Here is a 22,792-nt window from a genome sequence, read left to right as displayed (position 1 = left end):
CGCTCAGAGAGAGCGCATGGAGGAGAAGGATGCGACCAGCAAGCGCGGATCAGCGGATCAGAAGGATTACGTTGCGCATCTCGGCAGACTTCTGGCCCGTGCCGGACGCAACGATGAGCAAGCTTTTGCCGAGCTCCATGCTGCAACGATCTTGAAGATGCGGAAGACCGTGCGCCGCAGCGCGGCCGAGATCCGCGCCATCCGCAGCCACGCCGACGCGATCGCGTCGGCCGTGGTGTAGGACCCGACGCGGTTTCGGTCCCCTGCTTGCTGGCGGACCGCCGATCGGTCATATCTGGGGCGGTTCCACGCTGCCCATGCCGAGATTCATGACCGGAAATCCCCCGCGATGACCGCTGCCATCGTCGCCGTCTTCACGCTCGCCTATGCCGTGGTGGCGCTGGAGCACCCGTTCCGGATCAACAAGGCGGCCACCGCCCTGGTCGGTGCCGGCCTGATGTGGACCATTTACGCCGTCATGGGCGGGACCGCGCCGGCGGTCGCGACCGAGCTCAACGAGTCCGTGGCCTCGACCGCCCAGATCATCTTCTTCCTGATCGGCGCGATGACCATCGTCGAGGTCATCGACGCCCATAACGGCTTCGAGGTCGTGACCTCGCTGATCGGCACCCGCAACCAGGTCACCCTGGTCTGGCTGGTCGGCTTCGTCACCTTCTTCCTCAGCGCCATGCTCGACAATCTCACCACCGCGATCGTGATGGTGTCGCTGATGAAGAAGCTGTCCGGCCGCGACGAGGATCGTCTCGTGTTCGCCGCGATCATCGTGATCGCGGCCAATGCCGGCGGCGCGTGGTCGGCCATCGGCGACGTCACCACGACCATGCTGTGGATCGGCGGCCAGATCACGCCGCTTGCGATCATGAAGGCGGTGTTCATTCCGTCGCTGCTGAACCTCGTGGTGCCGCTTGCCGTCGTGAGTTTCACCTTGCGCGGCAAGCAGCTCGCGCCGCCGGCGAGCGCGGGGCTCGCCTCGATCAGCCCGATCCTGCCGTTCGAGCGCAACCTGATGTTCTTCATGGGGCTGGGCATCCTGGTCGCCGTGCCGCTGTTCAAGGCGGTCACGCAGCTGCCGCCGTTCATGGGCATCCTGTTCGGGCTCGGCCTGCTCTGGATGGTCGGCGAGATCATCCATCGCGCCAAGGCCTCGGAGCAGAAGCAGCGCCTGACGCTGGTGCATGCGCTGACCCGGATCGACATGCCCTCGATCGTGTTCTTCATCGGCATCCTGCTGGCGGTCGCCGCGCTCGAGCACACCCACATCCTGCAGGCGCTGGCGCAATGGCTCGACCGCAGCGTCGGCCGGCTCGACCTCATCGTGATCGTGCTCGGGCTCGCCAGCGCCGTGATCGACAACGTGCCGCTGGTCGCGGCGTCGATGGGCATGTACAGCCTGAGCCAGTTTCCGCCGGACAGTTTTCTATGGGAGTTCGTCGCCTATTGCGCCGGCACTGGCGGCTCGATCCTGATCATCGGCTCGGCGGCCGGCGTCGCCGCGATGGGGCTCGAGAACATCCACTTCTTCTGGTACGTGCGCCGCATCAGCGGCATCGCCTTGCTTGGCTATTTTGCCGGCGCCGCCGCCTACGTCATCCAATACAATCTGCTTCATTGATCGGGACCAACGCATGAGATGGTCGTGGCACAGTCTTGCAGCCGTCGCGACTGCCATGCTCATCGGCATCGGAGCTTGCCGCGCCGACAACGCGACGGCCCGCAGCGGCTACGCGCTCGGCCCGGCCAGTTGCGGCGACGGCGCCCTCGCCTTTCCGCGCCTCCAGATCGACATGAAGCCCGGCTTCTGCGCCGGCCTCGTCGCCAGCCGCGACGACGGCCTGCGATTTCCGCGCGGCATCGTGCAGATCCCCGGCCATCGGCTGTTCGTGATCGCGGACATGGGCGGCTGGGGCCATGAAGACGGCCGGCTGCTGATCCTCGATCCCGCGGCGCCGGCCGGCCAGCGCCTCCGCGAGGCGATCACGCGGCTGTCCTATCCGTTCGGGCTTGCGGCCGGTCCCGACGGCAAGATCTACGCCGCCACCGATACGTCGATCTTCCGCTTCGATCCGCTCGCGAGCAATCCGAAAGCAACGATCGAGACCATCATCCGCGACCTGCCGGGACGCCGCCTCGCGCTACCCGACGGCACCCGCCTATCGGAAAGTGCGCATCCGCTGAAGGCATTCGCCTTCGACCGCGCCGGACGGCTGTTCGTCAACATCGGCTCGCCTAGCGACAACTGCCTGTCGCAGGCGCCGATCACGCAGCCCTGCGCCGCCGGTGAAGGCACCTCGGCGCTCGCCGCGATCTGGCTGTTCACGCCACCGGCCGGCGGCGTCTTTGCGGCGCTGAAATCCGGCGATCCGTCGCCGCCGCACGAGGTCTACGCGCGCGGCCTGCGCAACTCAATGGCGTTGGCCCTGCATCCGCGCTTTCCCGATCCCGGCACCGCCTTGCTGCAGGGCGAGAACGCGCGCGATCTGCAGGACGTGTTCGCACCCAACGAGGAGATCAACGCCATCGAGCAAGGCCGCCACTATGGCTGGCCCTATTGCTACGACCTGACGACGCCGAGCCCGGAATTCAAGCGCGTGCTGCAATCCGGCGCGCTCAAGAACCTCTGCAACACCACCACGCTCTACAAGCAGCCCTGGTCGCTGCTGCCACCGCATGGCGCGCCGCTCGGCATGCTCTACTACACGGGCGATCGCTTCGACGAGCTGAAAGGCAGGCTGCTGGTCGGCCTGCACGGCTACCGGCCGACCGGCAGCCGGCTGCTCGCCTATGAGGTCGACGAGCGTGGCTTCCCGAAAGTGAGCCCGGCGCCGGTGCGCTATCATGTGAGCTGCGCCGCCGAGCCGACCCGCGCTTTCCAGACCGCAGCCGGTCCCGCGCCGGCCGCGGCGTTCGACGAGATCATCACCGGCTGGCATCGCGTCAACGGCATCCGGCCGCAAGGCGCGCCGGTCGGCATGACCGTGGCCGACGACGGCGCGATCTGGCTGGTGGAGGACAAGAACCAGACCGTGATCCGGATCGACCGCACGGACGAGGCTGCACCCGAGCCGTTGCCTTGCGACACGAGAAGCGATCAACTGATCGACCGGCTGGCTGCCTTGGTGATGGACGATGCTGCCAGCCGCGCGCGGTTGGCGATGGTGCGCAAGAACCTCGTCGAGAAACATTGTCGCGGTTGCCATTCGGATTTCGGCCTCGAGGCCGGACAATCCGATCGAGACAAGGACCTCGCGGTGCTGCGCTTCATGCTGGCCCAGGACGGCTGGATCTATCCCGGCGATCCCGAAGCCGGCCGGCTGCGTCAGCGATTGCGCGGGTTGGGTGCCGAGCGGCAGATGCCGCCCGGGGCCGACCTGATCAAGACGGAACCAGGCTATGCGAAACTGCTTGATGTGGCCGACGACCTCGTCGCGCGCCTGGTTCCAGGAACGCGGATGCGGGTCAAAGCGGGCGGCCCGCCGCACCGCAAGTTCTTCGCCGCGGACGGCCGCGAATGCGGCGACATTCCGTTCGGCAAGATCGTCGTGGTGACCGAGAGGTCTGCCGTCAATAAGCCCGGCTTCAGCCGTTTCTTCCGGCCAGCCGACACCTATCTCAACGGCACCTGCACGGACGACGATGGCTATTATATCCAACAGCAGTTTCTGGTGCCGCTCTGACGGACGCGACGAGATGATCCCTGGGACGAGCAAAGCGACTGCCATAGGCGCAGTGTGCTCCCCTCCCCCTTGCGGGGAGGGGTCGGGGGTGGGGGTAGTCGCGAGCACCGCTGCCCGCGATGGTGGGTACGGCGCGCCGCACACGGTGTTGGCTCGGAAGCAGCGTCGCATCGCGCCCTTGCCCACCCTACGCATCCCGCGTTTGGCGGGACTCGCAATGCTCGTCGTTGCGACCGTCCCTGCTCTGGCCGCCCCAAAACTGTTCGAGAGCACGCAGCTCACACCGTCAGGCGAATACACCTTCGGCATCGAAGGCCCCGCCGTCGACCGCGACGGCAATCTGTTCGTGGTCAATATCAGCAAACCCGGCACGATCGGCAGGCTGGCGCCGGAAGCGACGGCCTCGGAGAAATTCACCGAGCTGCCCGACGGCAGCATCGGCAATGCGATCCGCATCGACGCTGCCGGCGTCATGTTCGTCGCCGACTACAAGAAGCACAACATCTTCGCCATCGCGCCCGGCACCACCGAGCCCCGCCTCGTCTTCCATGCCGACGACATGAGCCAGCCCAACGACGTCACGCTGTCACGCGACGGCACCATCTATGCGAGCGATCCCAACTGGAAGGCGCGCAGCGGCCGCGTCTGGCGCATTGCGAAGGGCGCTGATGGCGTGATGCAGGGCGCGGCGATGATCGCGCCACGCGCCATGGGCACCGCCAACGGCATCGATCTCAGCCCCGACGGCCGCACGCTCTATGTCGGCGAATCCAACAGCGGCGAGATCTGGTCCTATGCGATCGACGGCGACGCGCTGACACGGCCGAAGCTGATCAAGACCTTCGAGCCGAACACGATCGACGGACTGCGCACCGACGCCAGCGGCCGGCTGCTGGTCGCGCGCATCCTCAAGGGCAGCATCGCCATGCTGGCGCCGGATGGGCGCATGATCAGGGAGATCGCGCTGAAAGCCAAGGAGCCGACCAACCTCGCCTTCGGCGGCACCGACGGCAAGACCGTGTATGTGACCCAGCGCCAGGGCGGCTTCATCGAGTCGTTTCGGACTGATGTCGAGGGGCGAGAGCATTGTTTGCAGATGCGGAAGTGCTGAGCTTCTCTGCTGGTGCCGGATTGAGCATGCCGCTCGCTGTCTGAACGACAACTAACAGATCGCGCATATCCGCCATGCCCGAATTGCCCGTCGTGCCAGTTTGTCGCACGCTTGCCCACTTGTGTCGTCGGGCAAATCAGACCGATGTTTCCGGCCATCCCGGGCTCGTGAGAGGGGCGTATCGCGGTCGTCACGAACGTGGAGCCTGGGGAGCGGTGGGCGTGTGGTGCTGCAGCGTGATCAGTCGCGCGGACGAACGGCATGATGCGCACGGTGAAGTCGTGATGTCCCGACACCCCGATGCTGGTGTCAACCTGGCGCAATGCGATCGCGCTGGGGATGGTGGCCAGAAAGCCCGGCGCACCAGGGAGACCACGTATAAGGTGCGCCGTGGAAAGGCGCGGTTCTTGAGAGGGTGAAAGTCCCTTCCGGCAAACGTCGTTCCAGCCGGTAGCAATCGGAGCAGTCGGCGAGGTAACGACCCGGCTGAAGCCTCCGGTGGAGAGGGTCACGAGGTGACTTGGCGAGTGGGCGGGCTGTAACACGAGTGAACGTTGAGCAGGCCTCGAAAAGCTCGATGTGGAGGCTGACCTGGCCTTATTACAGGGAAAGCTGACATCGCTGGGGAAGAGAGCGACACGCGCACCCAGCGGCTCCACCGGGGTAGTGACGACGGCACGTCCACAGCGAGAACCGAAGCAACACGGGAGACCCCATTGCGCGGTCGAGCGAGAGACCAACCGGAGACCTGTGAAGGTCGGACCGGGCGCGGCGGGGAGTCGGATGGGCTCGTAGTACCGGGGAAGCCGGGTAATGCCGGTGGAGGAAAGGAGCCCTCGTTCAAGCCGATGTAGGAAGTGGCGCGGGAGGGGAGATTGGGTCACCTCGAAACTCCACCAAGTGTCCGGAAGCTGCAGACTGCGTTACATGCGAAAGCGAAGGCAGAACCCGGGTTCAGGTTCTATCTTCTGTACGACAAGGTGTCTCGGGCGGATGTTCTGAGCTTCGCCTATGCCAGATGCAAAGCCAATGGCGGCGCGGCTGGTGTGGACGGTCAGACGTTCGAGGCCATCGAGGCGTATGGAGGCCAAGGTGCGTCGTCCGCGGATCACAAGAACCCGGATGTCGACAATGGCTGGAATCCGTGGCTCGGAGAACTGGCGGAAGAGCTCAGGAACAAGACGTATCGGCCGCAAGCGGTCAGACGGGTCTACATTCCGAAGCCGAACAGCAAGAAAATGCGACCTCTGGGGATCGCGACGATACGCGACCGGGTGGTTCAGACGGCGGCGATGCTGGTGCTCGAGCCCATCTTCGAAGCCGATCTGGAGCCCGAGCAATATGCGTACCGCGCCGGCAAGACTGCGCTGGACGCGGTGGAGACCGTGAACCGCCTGCTCAATCTGGGGTACACGGCCGTCGTCGACGCGGACCTGCGTGGCTACTTCGACGAGATACCGCACGGACCGCTGATGAAATCAGTGGCGCGCCGGATCTCCGACCGGCACATGCTGCATCTGATCAAGATGTGGATCGAGGCGCCGGTCGAGGAGACGGACGATCGCGGGCGCAAGCGTCGGACCACGTGGAATCGGGACGAGCACCGCGGCATCCCGCAGGGCTCTCCGATCTCCCCGCTGCTGGCGAACCTGTACATGCGACGGCTGGTGTTGTGGTGGAGACAATCGGGCGCGCGGCGGCGGCTGAAGGCCGTCATGGTCAACTATGCCGACGACTTGGTGATCTGCTGCAAGGGTACGGCCGACATCGCCATGCAGACGATGCGAGAGGTCATCAAGAAACTGCAACTGGCGGTCAACGAGGACAAGACACGAATCTGCCACCTGCCGGAAGAGCGGTTCGACTTCCTGGGCTACACGTTCGGACGGTGCTACTCCCACAAGACCGGGAAGGCCCACCTCAACTCGAAGCCATCGAAGAAGAGCATCAAGCGAATCTGCGATGCGGTCGGGGACGAGACAGGCCGGCACAGGACGACGTTATCAGCCGAGAAGGTGGTGAAGCGGCTCAACGCCAAACTCACCGGATGGGCGAACTACTTCCGCCTCGGGCCGGTCTCACCGGCCTACAGGGCGGTCGACGCCCATGCCATCCATCGGCTGCGCAAGTGGTTATGCGAAAAGCATCGGGTTCAAGGCCAGGGGTACAATCGCTTCCCCGACCGGTACCTCTACGAGACGTTGGGGCTGGTACGGCTGCCGAAGTCGACGCGTAACCTGCCGTGGGCGAAGGCATGAGAGCTTGCCCGGGAGCCGGATGCGCGAAACGCGCACGTCCGGTTCGATGAGCGGGGAAGGGAAACGGGGCGTTGCCGAATGGCCCAAGCCACCGCGCCCTTCCTCGACTCTACCCGTAAAGCCATCGCGCAGGGAATGCCGGTTGATCCGGCTTTGCCTGTGGTTCCTGCCGCCTGCATTCTTTTCGCAGGCGGGCCATGGGTGAGGCCATCACCCGGCATTCCCTGCGCCCTCTTGTTCTCAGAGGGTTCGAGCTATCCTTCATGACTCGGACAGATCATGTCGCGAGAACGCTGCCTCATACTCCGTGTCATGCCCGCGCAGGCGGGCATCCAGTACGCCGCGGCGTCTCGATTCGTCACCCCTTCCGGCGAGTACTGGATCGTGAGGCCGGCACCTTTCATCTCACCCGTAAATCAAGGCCCCCGCGTGCGCGAGGGCCTTGGTAGCAATGGCGATCGCTTATCGCCCGTACACGACCGGAGCGCGACGGACGATCAGCGGTGGCGGCAGGTCGCGCTCCCAGACGCGGCCGTCGTCGAACTGAATGCGCATGCCGTCGGGCGAATACACCGCGCTTTCGTCACGTGCGTCGATCCAAAGCCGGCTATTGGGAGCGTTCCAGTCCGGCCAGGCCTGGAGGGACTCGCCGGTCTCGGTGGTCAGGTTCACAGCATCGCCGTTCTGCGTCACGAAGGCCGGCGCGCCGATCATGCCGTCGCGGCACATCTGGATGCAGCGGTAGGTGCCGGTGAGGTTCGCACTCGGCTGGGCCGAGGCGCTGCCGGCGACGCAGGCGCCGACCAGGCCAATGACGATTGCAACACGTTTCATGTCGATCACTCCATCGCTCGAAAGGGTCAGCCAGCCCCCATTCGGGCCCCTCGGGCGGATCAAGTGCGATGCGGGAAAAATGTTCCGACCGTTCCCGGTCAGGGAACCTACTCGACCATCACGACATCGACGGCGACGCCGAGCTTCTGCTTGCGCGAGCCGACGATGATGCCATCGACCGGCGAGACGTCGGAGAAGTCGCGGCCCATGCCGAGGATGATGTGATCATTGCCGACCAGGAGATCATTGGTCGGATCGAAGCCGATCCAGCCCAGCTCCTCGCCACCCCACAGCGACACCCAGGCATGGGTGGCGTCGGCGCCCTGCAGCGGCGGCTGGCCCTCGGGCGGGATGGTGCGCAGATAGCCGCTGACATAGGCCGCAGGGAGACCGAGACCGCGCAGGCCGGCGATCATGATATGAGCAAAATCCTGGCAGACGCCGTGGCGATTGTCGAACACCTCGCGCAACGGGGTCGAGATCACGGTCGCCTTCGGATCGTATCTGAACTCCTTGCGGATGCGCCGCATGAGGTCGGCCGCGCCGGCAACGATGCCGGTGCCGGCGCGAAAGCTTGCCGCGGCATAGTCCGTCACCGGCTCCAGCACCGGCACCAGCGCGCTGGCGAAGACGTAGCCGATCGGCGACGACGGGCCGAGGCTCGTCGCCTCGAAGGCGGCATCGCGCACGTCCTCCCAGGCCGCGCTCGGCGCATCGCGCTCCGGCGGTGTGCGCGACAGCCTCACCCGCGAGCGCGAGTCGATGCGCAGATGGCGGTGCTGAGTGTCGATCACGATGCTCTCGGTCAGCGTGCCGAAGAAATCACGCCGCGCCGTCCGCTCCGAGGGACGCGGGCGAATGTCGACGCTGTGCGAGATCAACTCCTGGCCGTCGCCGCTGAGCGGCTCCAGGCGCAGCGAGCAGCGCGCAAAGCTGACGGCGCTCTCATACTCATAGGTCGTGACATGCCGGATGTCGTAGATCACGCGAGGCCCGTCAGCTTTTCCGGCCGCGTCGCGTTCGGACCGTGCGGGAAATAGTGCTGGCCAATCGCCTCCGCCAGATTGAGCAGGTCCTGCTCCAGTGCAAACAGCGTGCGACCGTCGAGATGGGCCGCCTCCGCTGCGGTCAGCCGCGCGCCCAGCGAGATCGCGAGGCGTTGCGGCCGCTCGATCAGCCCGTTCTCCTTCAGGACCGGCAGGCTCGCAATGTGCTCGTTCAGCAGCTCGACCTGGAACGCGACCGAGCGCGGGTTATAGAGGTCGAGCACGACGAGATCGCGGATCGGCGCCAGCGCCGGGCCGATCAGATAGCGCGAGCGATAGGTGATCTGACAATCGACCAGGGTGAGCAGGACGTCGAGATCCTCGGGCGTCGCCTCGTCATAGCCGAACTGCCGCGCGAACCGCGCGGTGTTGATGGCGCGCTCGGCGCGGCGACCCATGTCGAGGAAGCGCCAGCCGGCGGCGCGATTCATGTTCTCCTGGGCGAGGCCGGCGAAGCTCGCGAGCCTGTCGAGCGTGAGCTCGGCGATGCTGACGACGGCGTCCTCATCCTCGGCCTCCTGCGCCAGCCGATTCGGCATCTCGGTGATGACCTGCCAGGCGTCGGGCGAGAGGCGCTCGCGCAGCGAGGTCGCGGTGCGCTGCGCCGATTTGAGCAGCGACAGCGCCGAGCCGAACTGCGCCTCGGCCTGCAGGGCTTCGGCAGCCACCTGGAATCCCTTGCTGCGCGAGGTCTGCTCAACAGCGCCCCACGCCAGCAACAGCCGCTGGATGCGCTCGGAGGTGTTGAGCTGCGCCGGCGATCCCTTGCCGGGATCACGATGCTGGGCTGCGAGCGCCCGGATCAGCCGCACGGTGGCCTCGGCGCGCTCCAGATAGCGTCCGAGCCAGAACAGATTGTCGGCGGCGCGGCTCGGCAGCACGCCGGCGATGCGGCGTATCCGCACGTTGTCGGAGCCCGGCAGCAAGGTGCGCGCCGCCACCGCCTTGTCGGCGACCACCCAGACGTCGGCGGCGCGCGCGCCGTCGCCCATCGACACCGCGCGCGCATCGAGCTTGTCGGCGATGCGGCAGAAGCCGCCGGGCATCACGGTCCAGCCGTCGGGCGTGGCGGCCGCGAACACCCGCAGCACGAACGGCCGCGGCGCGATCCGGCCGTCCTGCCACACCGGCGTGGTCGACAGCCGCACCACCTCCTGGCCGACATAATCGATGCCGCGCTGGCTGATGGCAGCGCGCAGCCGCTCGCGCTCGGCGGCCGAGAGCTCGCCGGCCAGCACCGGACCGCTGCTTGCGAAGCCCGGTACGGCGCGGCCATAGGCACCTTCGATCGAGAACTCCTCGAGCCGCGACAGCACCTCGTCGCGCGCGGACTTCTGGCCGCACCACCACGTCGCGATGTGCGGGATCTTGAGATCCTCACCGAGCACGCGCCGCGCGAGGCTCGGCAGGAAGCCGAGCAGCGCGCGCGCCTCGAGCACGCCGGAGCCCGGCATGTTGGCGACCACGACGCCGCCCTTGCGCACGACGTCCATGAGTCCGGCAACGCCGAGCCGCGAGGCCGCGTCGAGCTCGAGCGGATCGAGCGAGTTGGAATCGAGCCGCCGCAGCAGCACGTCGACGCGCTTCAGGCCGGCGACGGTGCGGATGTGCACGCGGTCGCCGCTGACGGCGAGATCGTCGCCCTCGACCAGCAGGAAGCCGAGATAGCGCGCCAGCGTCGCGTGCTCGAAATAGGTCTCGCTGAACATGCCCGGCGTGAGCACGCCGATGCGCGGCTCGTCACGATCGGCGCTGGCGCGCAGCGCATCGCGGAACGCTTCGAAGAACGGCGCGAGACGCTCGACGTTCATGGACTTGTAGATCGAGGAGAAGGCGCGCGACAGCACCAGCCGATTTTCCAGCGCATAGCCCATGCCGGACGGCGCCTGGGTGCGGTCGTTGAGCACCCACCAGCCGCCGTCGGGCCCACGGCCGATATCGGCGGCGTAGATGCTGAGGAAGCGGCCGCCGGGCGGTTTGACGCCGCAGACCGGGCGCAGATATTCGCTGGACCCGGCGACGGCGGCTGCCGGCAGCGCGCCGCTCGCCACCAGCCGTCCCTCGCCATAGATGTCCTGCAGCACCCGCTCGAACAGCTCGGCGCGCTGGACGATGCCCTGGGACAATTGCGCCCATTCGGACTCGTCGATCAGCAGCGGCAGATGGCTCAACGGCCACAATCGCTCGGCGTTATCGCCCGGCGAGCGATAGGTGACGCCGGCTTCGCGCAGATGGCGATCGGCGGAGGCGAAGCGGCGCTCGATGTCGCTCGGCGCGAGTGCGGCGAAGGTCTCGGCAAAGCGGGTCCAGACCGGCCGCGGACGGCCGTCGGCCCCGATGAACTCATCGGGGATGCCGGGGAGCCGGGCATAGTCGCGCGCCCAATGCTCGGCGCGGCGCAGCGGAGAACGTGCCGCCGGCCGACCGGCGGCGGGGCTCGCTCCCTGGTCCTGGCCGCTCGAGCCGTCCATACCCTGGTCCTCCGCGCAAACTCCGTTTCATCAATGCAGGAGCGGCCTGCGCAAGTCGAGGGTCATCGGGAATTCATTTGTGCGTTCTTCCGGCGGCAGCGCGATTCGTCCGGGAGTGTGGCCGTGATCCTGGAAGCGGGCGAGCCGCCGCGCCTCCGCCTCGTAGGAGTTGATCGGCTTGGTGTCGTAGTTGCGGCCGCCGGGATGGGCGACGTGATAGACGCAGCCGCCGAGCGAACGGCCATTCCAGGTGTCGATCAGGTCGAAGGTCAGCGGCGCATGCACTGGAATTGTCGGGTGCAGACCGGAGGCCGGCTGCCACGCCTTGAAACGAACCGCCGCCACCGCCTCCGCCGAACGCCCCGTCAAGGTCATCGGCATTTTCCTACCATTGCAGGTCACGAGGTGGCGGCCTTCGATGAAACCTTCGGCTTTCACTTGAAGTCGTTCGACCGAGGAATCGACATAGCGCACCGTGCCGCCGGCCGCGCCTTCCTCGCCCAGCACATGCCAGGGCTCCAGCGCCTGCCGCAGCTCCAAGGTCACGCCGCCATGCTGCACGCGGCCGAAGGTCGGAAAACGGAACTCGAGCTGCGCCTGGTACCATTCCGGCGAGAAATCGTAGCCGGACGACCTCAGCTCATCCAGGACATCAAGAAAGTCTTCCCATATGAAGTGAGGCAGCATGAAGCGGTCGTGCAGCGCCGTGCCCCAGCGCACGAACTTGCCGTCCTGCGGCTCGCGCCACGATTTGGCGATCAGCGCACGGATGAGAAGCTGCTGCGCCAGCGACATGCGCGGATCGGGCGGCATTTCCAGCGCACGGAACTCCACGAGTCCGAGGCGGCCCGTCGGTCCCTCCGGCGAGTAGAGCTTGTCGATGCAGATCTCCGAGCGATGAGTATTGCCGGTGATGTCCACCAGCAGATGCCTGAACAGCCGGTCGACCAGCCACAGCGGCACGCTCTGCCCGATCCGTGGCACATTGGCGAGCGCGATCTCCAGCTCATAGAGACTGTCGTGGCGCGCCTCGTCGATGCGCGGAGCCTGGCTGGTCGGCCCGATGAACATGCCGGAGAACAAATAAGACAGCGACGGATGCCGTTGCCAATACAGGACGAGGCTCTTCAGCAGATCGGGGCGGCGCAGGAACGGCGAATTCGGCGGCGAGCTGCCGCCGACGACGACATGATTGCCGCCGCCGGTGCCGGTGTGGCGGCCATCGATCAGGAAGCGATTGGCGCCGAGCCGCACCTTGGCGGCATCCTCATAAAGTCCGAAGGTGATGTCGACCGATTGCCGCCAGCTCGAGGCCGGCTGGATGTTGACCTCGATGACGCCCGGATCGGGCGTCACCTTGATCACCTCGATGCGCGGATCGAACGGCGGCGCATAGCCCTCCACGTGAACCTTGATCTGCATCGCCTCCGCCGTCGCTTCGACCGTTGCGACGAGCTCCAGGTAGTCCTCGATGGTTTCGACCGGCGGCATGAACACGCAGAGAATGCCATCGCGGATCTCGACCGACATCGCCGTGCGGACGCCGAGCCCGCCCCAGTACTGATACTGAACGTCCTGCTGCGGCTTCGGCGCGCGGTCGAGCTTCGGCAGCGGCGGCACCTGTGGCACGATCACCGGCCGCCCCTGCGTGAACATCGGCAGCGGCCCGCGCTCCTCCATCGGGTCCTGCTCGTGGATATACGGGAAATCTTCCGGCGGAATGTAGGCCAGCGAGCCGATCGGCAAGCGCAGGCCGAGCGGCGAGTCGCCGGGAATCAGGAACAGGCGCTTGCGCCGCAGGCCCCAGCGCTCGCTGCGCCAGCGCCTGGGCTGTGCATTCCAGCGCTGGATCGGCAGCACGAAGCCGCGCGGAATGTGCAGCCCTTCGTCGAACACCCGCGCCATGCGTGCGCGCTCTTCGGGATCGGCGAGCTTGGAGTCGAGTGCGTCGACGTTCTCGGGCAGCGCGGCTTCCTTCTGCAGCCAATGCGCGGGATCCTCGAACGCGGGCAGCACGTAGTCGGATTCGAGCCCGAGCGTCTCGGCGGCCGTGTCGAGGAAACGCTCCGCATCCTGGATCGTCGCCTTGCGCGGACCATCGACGCACGCGATCAGCTCCGGATTGCGCCAGATCGGCTCACCATCCTTGCGCCAATACAGTCCGAACGCCCAGCGCGGCAGGCTTTCGCCGGGATACCACTTGCCCTGTCCGTAATGCAGCAGGCCACCGGGCGCGAAGCGCGCGCGCAGACGCCGGATCAGGCTGTCGGCGAGCCCGCGCTTGGCCGGGCCGACGGCAGCCGTATTCCACTCAGCCGATTCCATGTCGTCGATCGACACGAAGGTCGGCTCGCCGCCCATCGTGAGCCGCACGTCGTTCGCGGCGAGATCGGCATCGACGGCTTCGCCGAGGCGGTCGAGCCGGTCCCACGCCTCATCCGAAAATGGCCGGGTGATCCGCGGCGCTTCGCGGATGCGCCTCACATTCATCTCGAAGTTGAAGTTGACCTCGGCAACTCCGGCGCTGCCGCTGATCGGCGCGGCCGAGTGATAGTGGGGAGTCGCAGCAACGGGGATGTGTCCCTCGCCCGCCAGCATGCCCGAGGTGACGTCGAAGCCTATCCATCCAGCACCGGGCAGATAGACCTCGGCCCAGGCATGCAGATCGGTGAAATCATTCTCGACCTCGACCGGCCCCTCGACCGGATCAATGTCGGGACGAAGCTGAATCAAATAGCCGGAGACGAAGCGGGCGGCGAGGCCGAGATGCCGCAGCGTCTGGATCAGCAGCCACGCCGAGTCGCGGCAGGAGCCGGCGGCCGACGACAGCGTCTCCTCCGGCGTTTGAACACCGGGCTCCATCCGGATGATATAACGAATCTTTTTCTGCAACTGCGCATTGAGTTCGACGAGATAGTTGACGGTGTTGTCCGCATCGCGGGGAATCGACTTCAAATATTCCGCGAACAACGGCCCCGGCTCGATCGTCTCGAGATAGGGCGCGAGTTCCACCTTGAGACCCTCCGGATAGGCAAAGGGAAAACTGTCCGCATAAGGCTCGACGAAGAAGTCGAACGGATTGATCACGGTCATCTGCGCCGTGAAGTCGACCTCGATTTTGAGTTCGTTCACCTTCTCAGGGAAAACGTAGCGGGCCAGCCAATTGCCTTGCGGATCCTGTTGCCAGTTCACGAAATGGTTGGGCGGCGTGACCTTGAGCGAATAGCTCAGCACGGGGGTCCTGGTATGTGGTGCAGGACGCAGGCGGATGGTCTGCGGGCCCAGTTCGACCGGACGATCGTATTTGTAATGGGTGACGTGATGTAATGCGACGTAGATTGACACGAGGTTTCGGCGCTCCAGCAACTTTTTTAAGCAGAACATTGCTGTGCTTAGGGATCAAGCACTAACAAAGGGCAGAGCTGCCTATTGAACTATCCTAAGCCCGAAAGGCGGCATTTGGGTCCGCATAGGTCGAGTTGAGCCTCCCCTGTCAGGTGCTTCCGCTGCACGCACCGGTCGCTTTTCCGGCCGCTGCGCGCCCCAATCGGGCCCGTCACGAAGAACGAGAGAAGAACAAACAACCTCTCCAGCCGCACGCGGAGAGTTGTCCACAGGAAGGCGCGCAGGCGCTCACGGAAGATTGACCAGTCCCTCAAAGCAGGGATTAACCCCGAATGATGAACTAACAAGAACTAATAGCGTTGCATTTGCCGCAATCGCTTGATAGCTCGACTACACATGCTATTTAGGACCACCATTGCCAAAAGGAGAATCAAGTGGCGAAGACAGCTAAGAAGGCAGCTACCAAGAAGTTGGCGCGGAAACCCTACACGCCCGCCGACATCAAGCTGCTGAAGCAGCACTCGAAGTCCAAGACCCCGGTTGCCAAGATCGCCAAGGCCATGAAGCGGACCGAAGGCTCGCTCCGTCAGAAGGCCCTGGCGCTCGGCATCGGCCTGGGCCACCAGCGGTAAATTGCTCTGCGCCGCTGCCACGCGAGCGTCGGCAGGGCCAGCCCATGACGGACTGCCCACGACAGCCGGCACATGGCGGCGCGCTCACCTGTCATCTGATCTCAGTTGCGATCCAGTCTCAGCTATTGGCGATCTCAGCTGCGATCAGATGCCGGGACATGTCAGACGGCAGCCCCGATATGGGGCCGCCGAATAGCTGAGTGATCAGCTACATCGTCGCGCCGAGCACCCAGGGTGCGAACTCGGCCCCGCCGAAATCGAAGCTCTCGCTCTTGGTCGGCTGCCCCGAGGCGGTCTTCAGCATCAATTCGAAGATGCGCTGGCCGCACTCCTGCACCGTCTCCTCGCCGTCGAGGATGGTGCCGCAATTCACGTCCATGTCGTCTTCCATCCGCCTGTACATCGGCGTGTTGGTCGCGAGCTTGATGGACGGCGCCGGCTTGCAGCCGAACACGCTGCCGCGTCCGGTGGTGAAGCAGACGAGATTGGCGCCACCGGCCACCTGCCCCGTCGCCGCGACGGGGTCGTAGCCGGGCGTGTCCATGAACACGAAGCCCTTCTTGGTGACGGCCTCGGCATAATGCAGCACATCGACCAGATTGGTGCTGCCGGCCTTGGCCATCGCGCCGAGCGACTTCTCGAGAATCGTCGTCAGGCCGCCCGCCTTGTTGCCCGGGCTGGGGTTGGCGTTCATCTCCGCACCCTCGCGCGCCGTATACTCCTCCCACCAGCGCATCAGGGAGACGAGCTTCTCGCCGACGTCGCGGCTGACTGCGCGGCGCGTCAACAGATGCTCGGCGCCATAGGTCTCGGGCGTCTCCGACAGGATCACCGTGCCACCATGTCGCACCAGCAGATCGCTTGCTGCACCGAGCGCCGGATTGGCCGAGATGCCGGAATAGCCGTCGGAGCCGCCACACTGCAGCGCGACCGTCAGTTCGCTGGCCGGAACCGTCTCGCGCTTGACCCTGTTGGCGTCGGCGAGCGCTTCCTTGACGAAAGCAATGCCGGCCTCGACGGTCTTGCGGGTGCCACCGACCTCCTGGATGTCCATCGCACGAAGCCGGCCGGCGAGCTTCTGCTCCTCCATCAGTCCGCCGATCTGATTGGCCTCGCAACCGAGGCCAAGGACGATCACCGCAGAGAAGTTCGCGTGACGCGCGTAGCCACCGAGGGTTCGCCGAAGCAGCTTCAGCGGCTCGTCGAGCGTCATGCCGCAGCCGGTCTTGTGCGTCAGCGCCACGACGCCATCGACGTTCGAGTAGTCGGCAAGCGGATCATCACCAGTGAAGGGATTGCGCTTGAAGACGTCGGCGACCAGGCCCGCGACATGCGCGCTGCAGTTCACCGACGTCAGAATGCCGATGTAGTTGCGGGTCGCAACCCGGCCATCGGGACGGCGAATGCCCTCGAACGTCGCCGGAAGATCGAAATTCGGCGTCGGCTTCACGTCGACGCCATAGGCATAATCCTTGGCGAAATCGCCCATGCCGCAGTTCTGTGTATGAACGTGCTGCCCCGGCGCGATCGGCGCGGTAGCGAAGCCGATGATCTGGCCGTAGCGGCGGATGGGCTCGCCCTGCGCGATCGGACGCACCGCGACCTTATGCCCCGCCGGAATGCGGTCCACCGTGGCCACGCCATCGGCAACCGCGAGGCCGGGCGGCAGACTCGCACGCGCGATCAGGACGCTGTCCTCGGGATGAAGACGGATGACGGGGGCGGGAGCCATGGCAATCTCTCTTCGTTTGTATCAGTAGGTCGCAAACAGGCATGCGAATAGCGAGTTGCGAATAGCGAATGAATGAATCCCCTATTCGCTACTCCCTATTCGTAATTCGCCTCAGGCCTTGCCGCCGGAGTCCTTGCGGGTCTGCGCGACTTGCTGGCGGGCATAGACCTGCATCAGGCCGACCTCGTTGGACAAGGTCACGAGCTTAAAGCCCATGTTGATGGCGCGGACAGCGCCCTCGGCGCCGCTGCAATGAATACCGGGATTGAGCCCGCGCTTGCCGCATTCCTTCACGATCTTCTCATAGATCTTGAGGATCTCCGGCTCGTCACGATCGAGCTTCGGCACCAGGCCATAGGAAAAGCCGAGATCGGAGGGACCGATATAGACGCCGTCGATGCCTTCGACATCGAGAATGGTTTCCATGTTCTCGACCGCGGTCCTGGTCTCCATCATCGGCAGCAGCACGATCTCGTCGTTGGCCGTCTTCTGATACTCGCCCGCGCCGCCATACATGCCCGAACGGATCGGACCGTTGGAGCGCACACCCTTGGGCGGATATTTGGAATAGGAAACGAGGTTGCGCGCTTCCTGCGCTGTGTTGACCATCGGGCAGATGACGCCATAGGCACCGCCATCGAGCACCTTGCCGATGATGCCGGGCTCGTTCCACGGCACGCGCACCATCGGCGTGACCGGATGGCCATGCATCGCCTGAAAGCACTGCACCATCGACAGATAGTCCTGTACCCCGTGCTGCATGTCCACGGTGACGCTGTCGAAGCCGCACTGAGCCACGACCTCCGCGGAAAAGCCCGAGGGGATCGCGAGCCAGGCATTCACCACCGTCTTGCCTTCGGCCCAGAGCTGCTTGACCTTATTGTTCGCCACGACTGCGTTTCCTTCCCTTGTTGTTCAACCGATCCGTCTCGTTAGAATTCGTTGTCGCCGATGGCGCAACGCAATGCAATCCCGCTCAATTTGAGCATGGATGCTTCGCACCACCCGCAGTCACACTGATTTCACGATGTCGCCCGCTGAATGCTCGCTTCGCTGACACCCACTTCGCGTGCCGTGTTCACTATTGCCGCCCAGGTGTCATCGGGCAAGGGCACGCCATTGGCCGTACGCTCGGCCCGCATCTTGCGCTCGGGATCGCCCGGCACCAGCACCTGATCGACGCCGGAGACCGGCTTGGTCGCCCGGATGAAATCCGTGTAGCGGGTGATCTCACCATCGAAGAAGCTCGCCGGATCGACCACCTTCGGGTCGATGTAGATCGCGAGCATGCCGTTGGCAAAGCGCCGGTTTGCCGACGTCGCCCCGGTGCCGGTCAAGGCGCCGCCAAGCAGCTCACAGATGAAGGCGAGACCGGAGCCCTTGTGCTCGCCGAAGGCGCGGATCGCTCCCGTCCCCTTGGTGTGGTCGCGCGTCCCCTCGGCCTCATAGGGTCCATAGAGCACCGCCGGATCCTCGCTGAGCGTACCATCGGCATCGATCAAGGCGCCCTTGGGCAGCTTCTTGCCGCCGCGGCTCGCCACCAGGACCTTGCCCTCAGCCACGATCGAGGTCGCGAAATCGAGCACGATGGGATCCTGTCCCTGGCGTGGGATGCCGACACAATATGGCGCGGTCGAGAACCGCTTCTCGACTCCGCCATAGGGAGCCACCAGCAGCGAGCCTGCGGCCGTGACGAAATGAATGGAGACGAGTCCCTCAGCGGCGGCCATCTCCGCCCAGTCGCCGACCCGGCCGAGATGGCCGGAATTACGCAGCGCCAACGCAGCCAAGCCGCTCTTCTTGCAACGCTCGATGCCGATCTTCACGGCCTGTGGTGTCACGGTCTGGCCGTAGCCGAACTTGCCGTCGACGACCACCAGCGACGGGGTGTCGACCACGACCTCTGCGGTCTGGTTGGGCACGATCGAACCCATCTTCTGCCAACGGATATAGACGGGCACGCGGATCACACCGTGGCTGTCATGCCCGGTCAGGTTGGCCGTCGTCAGATAGGTCGCGATCCGGCGGGCCTCCTCCGGCGAGGAATTGGCGTGCTCGAAGACGTCGGCAACGAAATCGATGAGATGCGCAACCTTGATAGTGACCATGACAACTCGCGGGTTCGATCAGCATGCGAAAACAGAGTTAGCATGGTTTGCCATGCCTGCGACGCACGCCCTCTCCGCTCGACTGCATCGCTTCTTATCAAAACGCCGAACGGCCTGCCAAGCATGAGACCGCGCCATTGCGCTTGGTCCGCGGCATATCAGCCATCGCCGTCGTCGGAGGCGTCGAGATCGCCGCCGATGCTCTGCTCCAGCTCGCCCAGCATCTTGTGCAATGCGGCAAGCTTGCGGGCCCCATACCGGCTGGCAATCGATGCATAGATCGCCTCTGAGCTCGGCGCGACCTGTGCGATCAGCTTCATGCCCTTGGCGGAAATCGACAACACGCCCCTGCGCATGTCGCGGCTATCGACTTCGCGCTGAATCAAGCCGCGCGCCTCGAGATCGCGCAGGATGCGAGAGAGGCTGGGCCCGAGCAGGAACGCGACCCGCGCCAGCTCCGTCACCTCGATCACATCGACCGCCGCCAGCGCGCGCAAGATGCGCCATTGCTGCTCGGTCAGGCCGTGCTGTCGCAGATTGGGGCGAAACTGCCGCATCACGGCCTCACGCGCCCGCAACAAGGCCATCGGCAGCGACTGCGAGAAGTCGCGCATTGGCACCTTGCGCGCTTCCTTCGCAGCCTGCCTGGCGACCTTGGCCCTGGTCTCGCTCACATCAATCTCCCGTGGGCCATCCTGAATATTTGCACTGCAGCAAACGCCGTTTCGGTTTGCCGGCTGAAACTTAACATGTTAATCATCTGCCGCCATCTCTTTTCTGAGCGATAGACCATGCCTCTTGCGAGCGACCAGATTCATAGCTGCGCCTTACGCCTGGATCAGGCCGAAAAGAGCCGCCGCCAGATCAGGCAGTTGTCGCAGGAGTTTCCCGATATCACCATCGCAGATGCCTATGCGATCCAGGACGCCTGGATCAGCATCAAGGTCGCCGCGGGCCGCGTCATCAGGGGTCATAAGATCGGGTTGACATCGAAGGCGATGCAGAGCGCGCTGAACATCGATGAGCCGGATTCGGGCGTGCTGCTCGACGACATGTTCTTTGCCGATGGCGGGCTGGTGCCGTCCGACCGCTTCATCGCGACGCGTATCGAGGCGGAGCTTGCCTTCGTCATGAAGCATCGTCTTTCGGGACCGGACTGCACTCTGTTCGACGTGCTCAACGCGACCGATTTCGTGGTGCCGGCATTGGAGATTCTCGACACCCGGATCGAGCGGGTTGATCAGGAAACGAAGGCGACGCGCAAGATCTTCGACACGATCGCCGACAACGCCGCAAATGCCGGCATCGTGCTCGGCGGCCGGCCGCTGCGGCCGCTCGATGCCGACCTGCGCTGGATCGGCGCACTCTGTTATAAGAACGGTCAACTGGAAGAGACCGGCTTGGCCGCCGGCGTGCTGAACAACCCGGCAACGGCCGTTGCGTGGCTCGCCAACAAGATCGCGGCAAATGGATTCGCGCTGGAGCCGGGACAGGTGGTCCTTGCCGGCTCGTTCATCCGGCCGATCGAGGCGCGCAAGGGCGACACGATCCAGGCCGACTACGGCCCGTATGGGACGGTGAGCTGTTACTTCGCCTGACGCCTGCCCCGGAGCGACCGCACCATGCCGCATTTCAGCATCGAATACTCCGCCAATCTCGACGGCTTTGTCATGATGGGCAACCTTTGCGAAGTGGTCCGCAAGGCCGCCAGCGAGACCGGGATCTTTCCGATCGGCGGCATCCGCGTGCGCGCGATCCGCTGCGAGCACTACGCGATCGCCGACGGCAAGCCCGATTCCGCCTTCCTCGCGATGCTGCTGCGGCTCGGCGAAGGCCGCGACCTCGCGGCACGGCAGAAGGCCGGCGAGCACGTCTTCAAGGCACTTTCAGATTACCTCGACCCAGTCTTCGCCAGTAGCAAGTTCGCGCTGTCCTTCGACATGCAGATCAACGATGCCGCGACCAGTTGGAAGCGCAACAACATCCACGACGCCCTGAAAGCGGAGGCATCCCATGGATAAGGCCAGTCCCAAAGCCGACATCTACAAGGCCAATCTCGACCGTGCCGCTCCCCTGCTCGCGAAGCTGAAGGACGAGGGCATCGGTCACTTCATCGATGGCAAGGTCGTGCCGGCGATCTCAGGCGCGACGTTCGAGACGAAGTCTCCGATCGACGGTGCCGTGCTCGCCAAGGTCGCGCGCGGCAATGCCGAGGACATCGATCGCGCGGCGACGTCGGCCGCCCTCGCCTTCAAGTCGTGGCGCGACATGGCGCCGGCGATGCGGCGCAAGCTGCTGCATCGCGTGGCCGACGCGATCGAGGATCATGCCGACGACATCGCCGTGCTCGAATGCATCGACACCGGTCAGGCCTATCGCTTCATGGCCAAGGCCGCGATCCGCGCCGCCGAGAATTTCCGCTTCTTCGCCGACAAATGCACCGAGGCCCGCGACGGCCTGAGCACGCCGAGCGACGAGCATTGGAACATCTCGACGCGGGTGCCGATCGGGCCTGTCGGCGTGATCACGCCGTGGAACACGCCGTTCATGCTCTCCACCTGGAAGATCGCGCCGGCACTCGCGGCCGGTTGCACTGTCGTGCACAAGCCGGCGGAATGGTCGCCGATCACGGCGCAATGGCTGGCGAAACTCGCCAAGGAGGCCGGCATTCCCGACGGCGTGCTCAACACCGTCCACGGCTTCGGCGAGGAAGCCGGCAAGGCGCTGACCGAGCATGCCGCGATCAAGGCGATCGGCTTCGTCGGCGAGAGCTCGACCGGCTCGGCGATCATGGCGCAGGGCGCACCGACCCTGAAGCGCGTGCATTTCGAGCTTGGCGGCAAGAACCCGGTGATCGTGTTCGACGATGCCGATCTGGACCGCGCGCTCGATGCCGTCGTGTTCATGATCTACTCGCTCAATGGCGAGCGCTGCACGTCATCGAGCCGTCTGCTGGTGCAGCAGAGCATCGCCGAGACCTTCACGGCCAAGCTTGCGGCGCGCGTGCGTGCGCTGAAGGTGGGTCATCCGCTCGATCCGGCCACCGAGATCGGGCCGCTGATCCATGAGCGGCATCTGGCCAAGGTCTGCTCCTATGTCGATGTCGCAAGGCAGGACGGCGCGATCATCGCCGTGGGCGGCAAGCCGTTTGCCGGCCCTGGCGGCGGTCATTATGTCGAGCCCACGCTCGTCACCGGCGCGAACCAGACCATGCGCGTGGCCCAGGAGGAAGTCTTCGGGCCGTTCCTCACCGTGATCCCGTTCCGCGACGAGGCTGACGCGATCGCGATCGCCAATGACGTGCAATACGGCCTTACCGGCTATGTCTGGACCGGCGACATGGGCCGCGCGCTGCGCGTCGCCGACGCGCTGGAAGCCGGCATGATCTGGCTGAACTCGGAGAATGTCCGCCACCTGCCAACCCCGTTCGGCGGCATGAAGGCATCGGGCATCGGCCGCGACGGCGGCGACTATTCGTTCGACTTCTACATGGAGACCAAGCACGTCTCGCTCGCGCGCGGCACCCACAAGATCCAGCGGCTCGGCGTGTAAGGAGACAA

17 protein-coding genes are annotated in these 22,792 nt (G+C 65.1%); 9 read left to right on the top strand and 8 right to left on the bottom strand.

The genetic code is table 11. The annotated features are described in order from the left end of the window. Positions 1-16: 16 nt before the first annotated feature. The 5 genes from QW868_RS29495 (at position 17) to ltrA (ending at position 7,064) form a co-directional block, all read left to right on the top strand. A complete protein-coding gene (locus QW868_RS29495) occupies positions 17-241 on the top strand; it encodes a hypothetical protein (RefSeq protein WP_316232172.1) in 225 nt (74 codons plus the stop codon). Positions 242-349: 108 nt separating this feature from the next. Further along, a complete protein-coding gene (gene nhaD, locus QW868_RS29490; protein WP_316232171.1) occupies positions 350-1,633 on the top strand; it encodes a sodium:proton antiporter NhaD in 1,284 nt (427 codons plus the stop codon). Positions 1,634-1,688: 55 nt separating this feature from the next. Then, on the top strand, positions 1,689-3,695 hold the full coding sequence (locus QW868_RS29485) for a PQQ-dependent sugar dehydrogenase (RefSeq protein ID WP_316232170.1): 2,007 nt from the start codon (positions 1,689-1,691) through the stop codon (positions 3,693-3,695). 217 nt (positions 3,696-3,912) lie between these two features. Then, positions 3,913-4,806 (top strand): SMP-30/gluconolactonase/LRE family protein, encoded by an 894-nt coding sequence (locus QW868_RS29480; RefSeq protein WP_316232169.1) that lies wholly within the window; start codon positions 3,913-3,915, stop codon positions 4,804-4,806. A gap of 875 nt (positions 4,807-5,681) precedes the next feature. Beyond that, positions 5,682-7,064, top strand: a complete 1,383-nt coding sequence (gene ltrA, locus QW868_RS29475) for a group II intron reverse transcriptase/maturase (RefSeq protein WP_316232168.1) — start codon at positions 5,682-5,684, stop codon at positions 7,062-7,064. Positions 7,065-7,526: 462 nt separating this feature from the next. Here ltrA and QW868_RS29470 read toward each other — a convergent pair whose 3' ends face one another. From QW868_RS29470 to QW868_RS29455, 4 genes are all read right to left on the bottom strand, one after another. Beyond that, complete coding sequence (locus tag QW868_RS29470; RefSeq protein WP_315714907.1) at positions 7,527-7,907, bottom strand: hypothetical protein; 381 nt, start codon at positions 7,905-7,907, stop codon at positions 7,527-7,529. 98 nt (positions 7,908-8,005) lie between these two features. After that, positions 8,006-8,884, bottom strand: coding sequence for a transglutaminase family protein (locus tag QW868_RS29465; protein WP_316232167.1), 879 nt, complete (start codon positions 8,882-8,884; stop codon positions 8,006-8,008). Next, the gene (locus QW868_RS29460) at positions 8,881-11,415 is read right to left on the bottom strand and encodes a circularly permuted type 2 ATP-grasp protein (RefSeq protein WP_316232166.1); all 2,535 of its coding nucleotides are present in this window, start codon (positions 11,413-11,415) and stop codon (positions 8,881-8,883) included. Before QW868_RS29460 ends, QW868_RS29465 begins: the two co-directional genes overlap by 4 nt. A gap of 30 nt (positions 11,416-11,445) precedes the next feature. Next, positions 11,446-14,760 carry a transglutaminase family protein gene (locus QW868_RS29455; RefSeq protein ID WP_316232165.1) on the bottom strand — a complete coding sequence of 1,105 codons (3,315 nt, stop codon included), beginning with the start codon at positions 14,758-14,760 and terminating at the stop codon, positions 11,446-11,448. A gap of 434 nt (positions 14,761-15,194) precedes the next feature. Between QW868_RS29455 and QW868_RS29450 the strand changes: the two genes are divergently transcribed. Beyond that, on the top strand, positions 15,195-15,392 hold the full coding sequence (locus QW868_RS29450) for a hypothetical protein (protein WP_008964013.1): 198 nt from the start codon (positions 15,195-15,197) through the stop codon (positions 15,390-15,392). 208 nt (positions 15,393-15,600) lie between these two features. Here the strand turns inward: QW868_RS29450 and QW868_RS29445 are convergent, their stop codons facing one another. The 4 genes from QW868_RS29445 to hpaR form a co-directional block, all read right to left on the bottom strand. Continuing rightward, a complete protein-coding gene (locus QW868_RS29445; protein ID WP_316232164.1) occupies positions 15,601-17,124 on the bottom strand; it encodes an altronate dehydratase family protein in 1,524 nt (507 codons plus the stop codon). 111 nt (positions 17,125-17,235) lie between these two features. After that, positions 17,236-18,015, bottom strand: coding sequence for an HpcH/HpaI aldolase family protein (locus QW868_RS29440; RefSeq protein ID WP_316232163.1), 780 nt, complete (start codon positions 18,013-18,015; stop codon positions 17,236-17,238). A gap of 131 nt (positions 18,016-18,146) precedes the next feature. Further along, entirely contained in the window at positions 18,147-19,232 is a 1,086-nt protein-coding gene (locus QW868_RS29435) for a malate/lactate/ureidoglycolate dehydrogenase (protein WP_315779659.1), read from the bottom strand. 158 nt (positions 19,233-19,390) lie between these two features. After that, positions 19,391-19,846, bottom strand: coding sequence for a homoprotocatechuate degradation operon regulator HpaR (gene hpaR, locus QW868_RS29430; protein ID WP_409977900.1), 456 nt, complete (start codon positions 19,844-19,846; stop codon positions 19,391-19,393). Between the two features lie 177 nt (positions 19,847-20,023). Here hpaR and hpaH point away from each other — a divergent pair, with 177 nt between their 5' ends. From hpaH to hpaE, 3 genes are read left to right on the top strand one after another with little or no spacing between them, the layout of a single operon-like run. After that, entirely contained in the window at positions 20,024-20,830 is an 807-nt protein-coding gene (gene hpaH / locus QW868_RS29425; RefSeq protein WP_316232162.1) for a 2-oxo-hept-4-ene-1,7-dioate hydratase, read from the top strand. Positions 20,831-20,854: 24 nt separating this feature from the next. Next, positions 20,855-21,253, top strand: a complete 399-nt coding sequence (locus tag QW868_RS29420; RefSeq protein WP_315737276.1) for a 5-carboxymethyl-2-hydroxymuconate Delta-isomerase — start codon at positions 20,855-20,857, stop codon at positions 21,251-21,253. Continuing rightward, positions 21,246-22,784: a 5-carboxymethyl-2-hydroxymuconate semialdehyde dehydrogenase gene (gene hpaE, locus QW868_RS29415; RefSeq protein ID WP_316232161.1), complete on the top strand. Its 1,539-nt coding sequence runs from the start codon at positions 21,246-21,248 to the stop codon at positions 22,782-22,784. Before QW868_RS29420 ends, hpaE begins: the two co-directional genes overlap by 8 nt. Positions 22,785-22,792 lie beyond the last annotated feature (8 nt).

It is taken from the genome of Bradyrhizobium sp. SZCCHNR1051, from assembly GCF_032489615.1.
GTDB lineage: Bacteria > Pseudomonadota > Alphaproteobacteria > Rhizobiales > Xanthobacteraceae > Bradyrhizobium.
The sequence above is the reverse complement of the archived record's forward strand: the minus strand, read 5'-3'. Positions and strand labels throughout refer to the sequence as shown.

Bases quoted from the DNA above. Each gene is read 5' to 3' on its own strand.
- QW868_RS29495 (WP_316232172.1), top strand. From the start codon at position 17: ATGGAGGAGAAGGATGCGACCAGCAAGCGCGGATCAGCGGATCAGAAG.
- nhaD (WP_316232171.1), top strand. From the start codon at position 350: ATGACCGCTGCCATCGTCGCCGTCTTCACGCTCGCCTATGCCGTGGTG.
- QW868_RS29485 (WP_316232170.1), top strand. From the start codon at position 1,689: ATGCTCATCGGCATCGGAGCTTGCCGCGCCGACAACGCGACGGCCCGC.
- QW868_RS29480 (WP_316232169.1), top strand. From the start codon at position 3,913: ATGCTCGTCGTTGCGACCGTCCCTGCTCTGGCCGCCCCAAAACTGTTC.
- QW868_RS29460 (WP_316232166.1), bottom strand. From the start codon at position 11,415: ATGGACGGCTCGAGCGGCCAGGACCAGGGAGCGAGCCCCGCCGCCGGT.
- QW868_RS29445 (WP_316232164.1), bottom strand. From the start codon at position 17,124: ATGGCTCCCGCCCCCGTCATCCGTCTTCATCCCGAGGACAGCGTCCTG.
- QW868_RS29435 (WP_315779659.1), bottom strand. From the start codon at position 19,232: ATGGTCACTATCAAGGTTGCGCATCTCATCGATTTCGTTGCCGACGTC.
- hpaR (WP_409977900.1), bottom strand. From the start codon at position 19,846: ATGCGCGACTTCTCGCAGTCGCTGCCGATGGCCTTGTTGCGGGCGCGT.
- hpaH (WP_316232162.1), top strand. From the start codon at position 20,024: ATGCCTCTTGCGAGCGACCAGATTCATAGCTGCGCCTTACGCCTGGAT.
- QW868_RS29420 (WP_315737276.1), top strand. From the start codon at position 20,855: ATGCCGCATTTCAGCATCGAATACTCCGCCAATCTCGACGGCTTTGTC.
- hpaE (WP_316232161.1), top strand. From the start codon at position 21,246: ATGGATAAGGCCAGTCCCAAAGCCGACATCTACAAGGCCAATCTCGAC.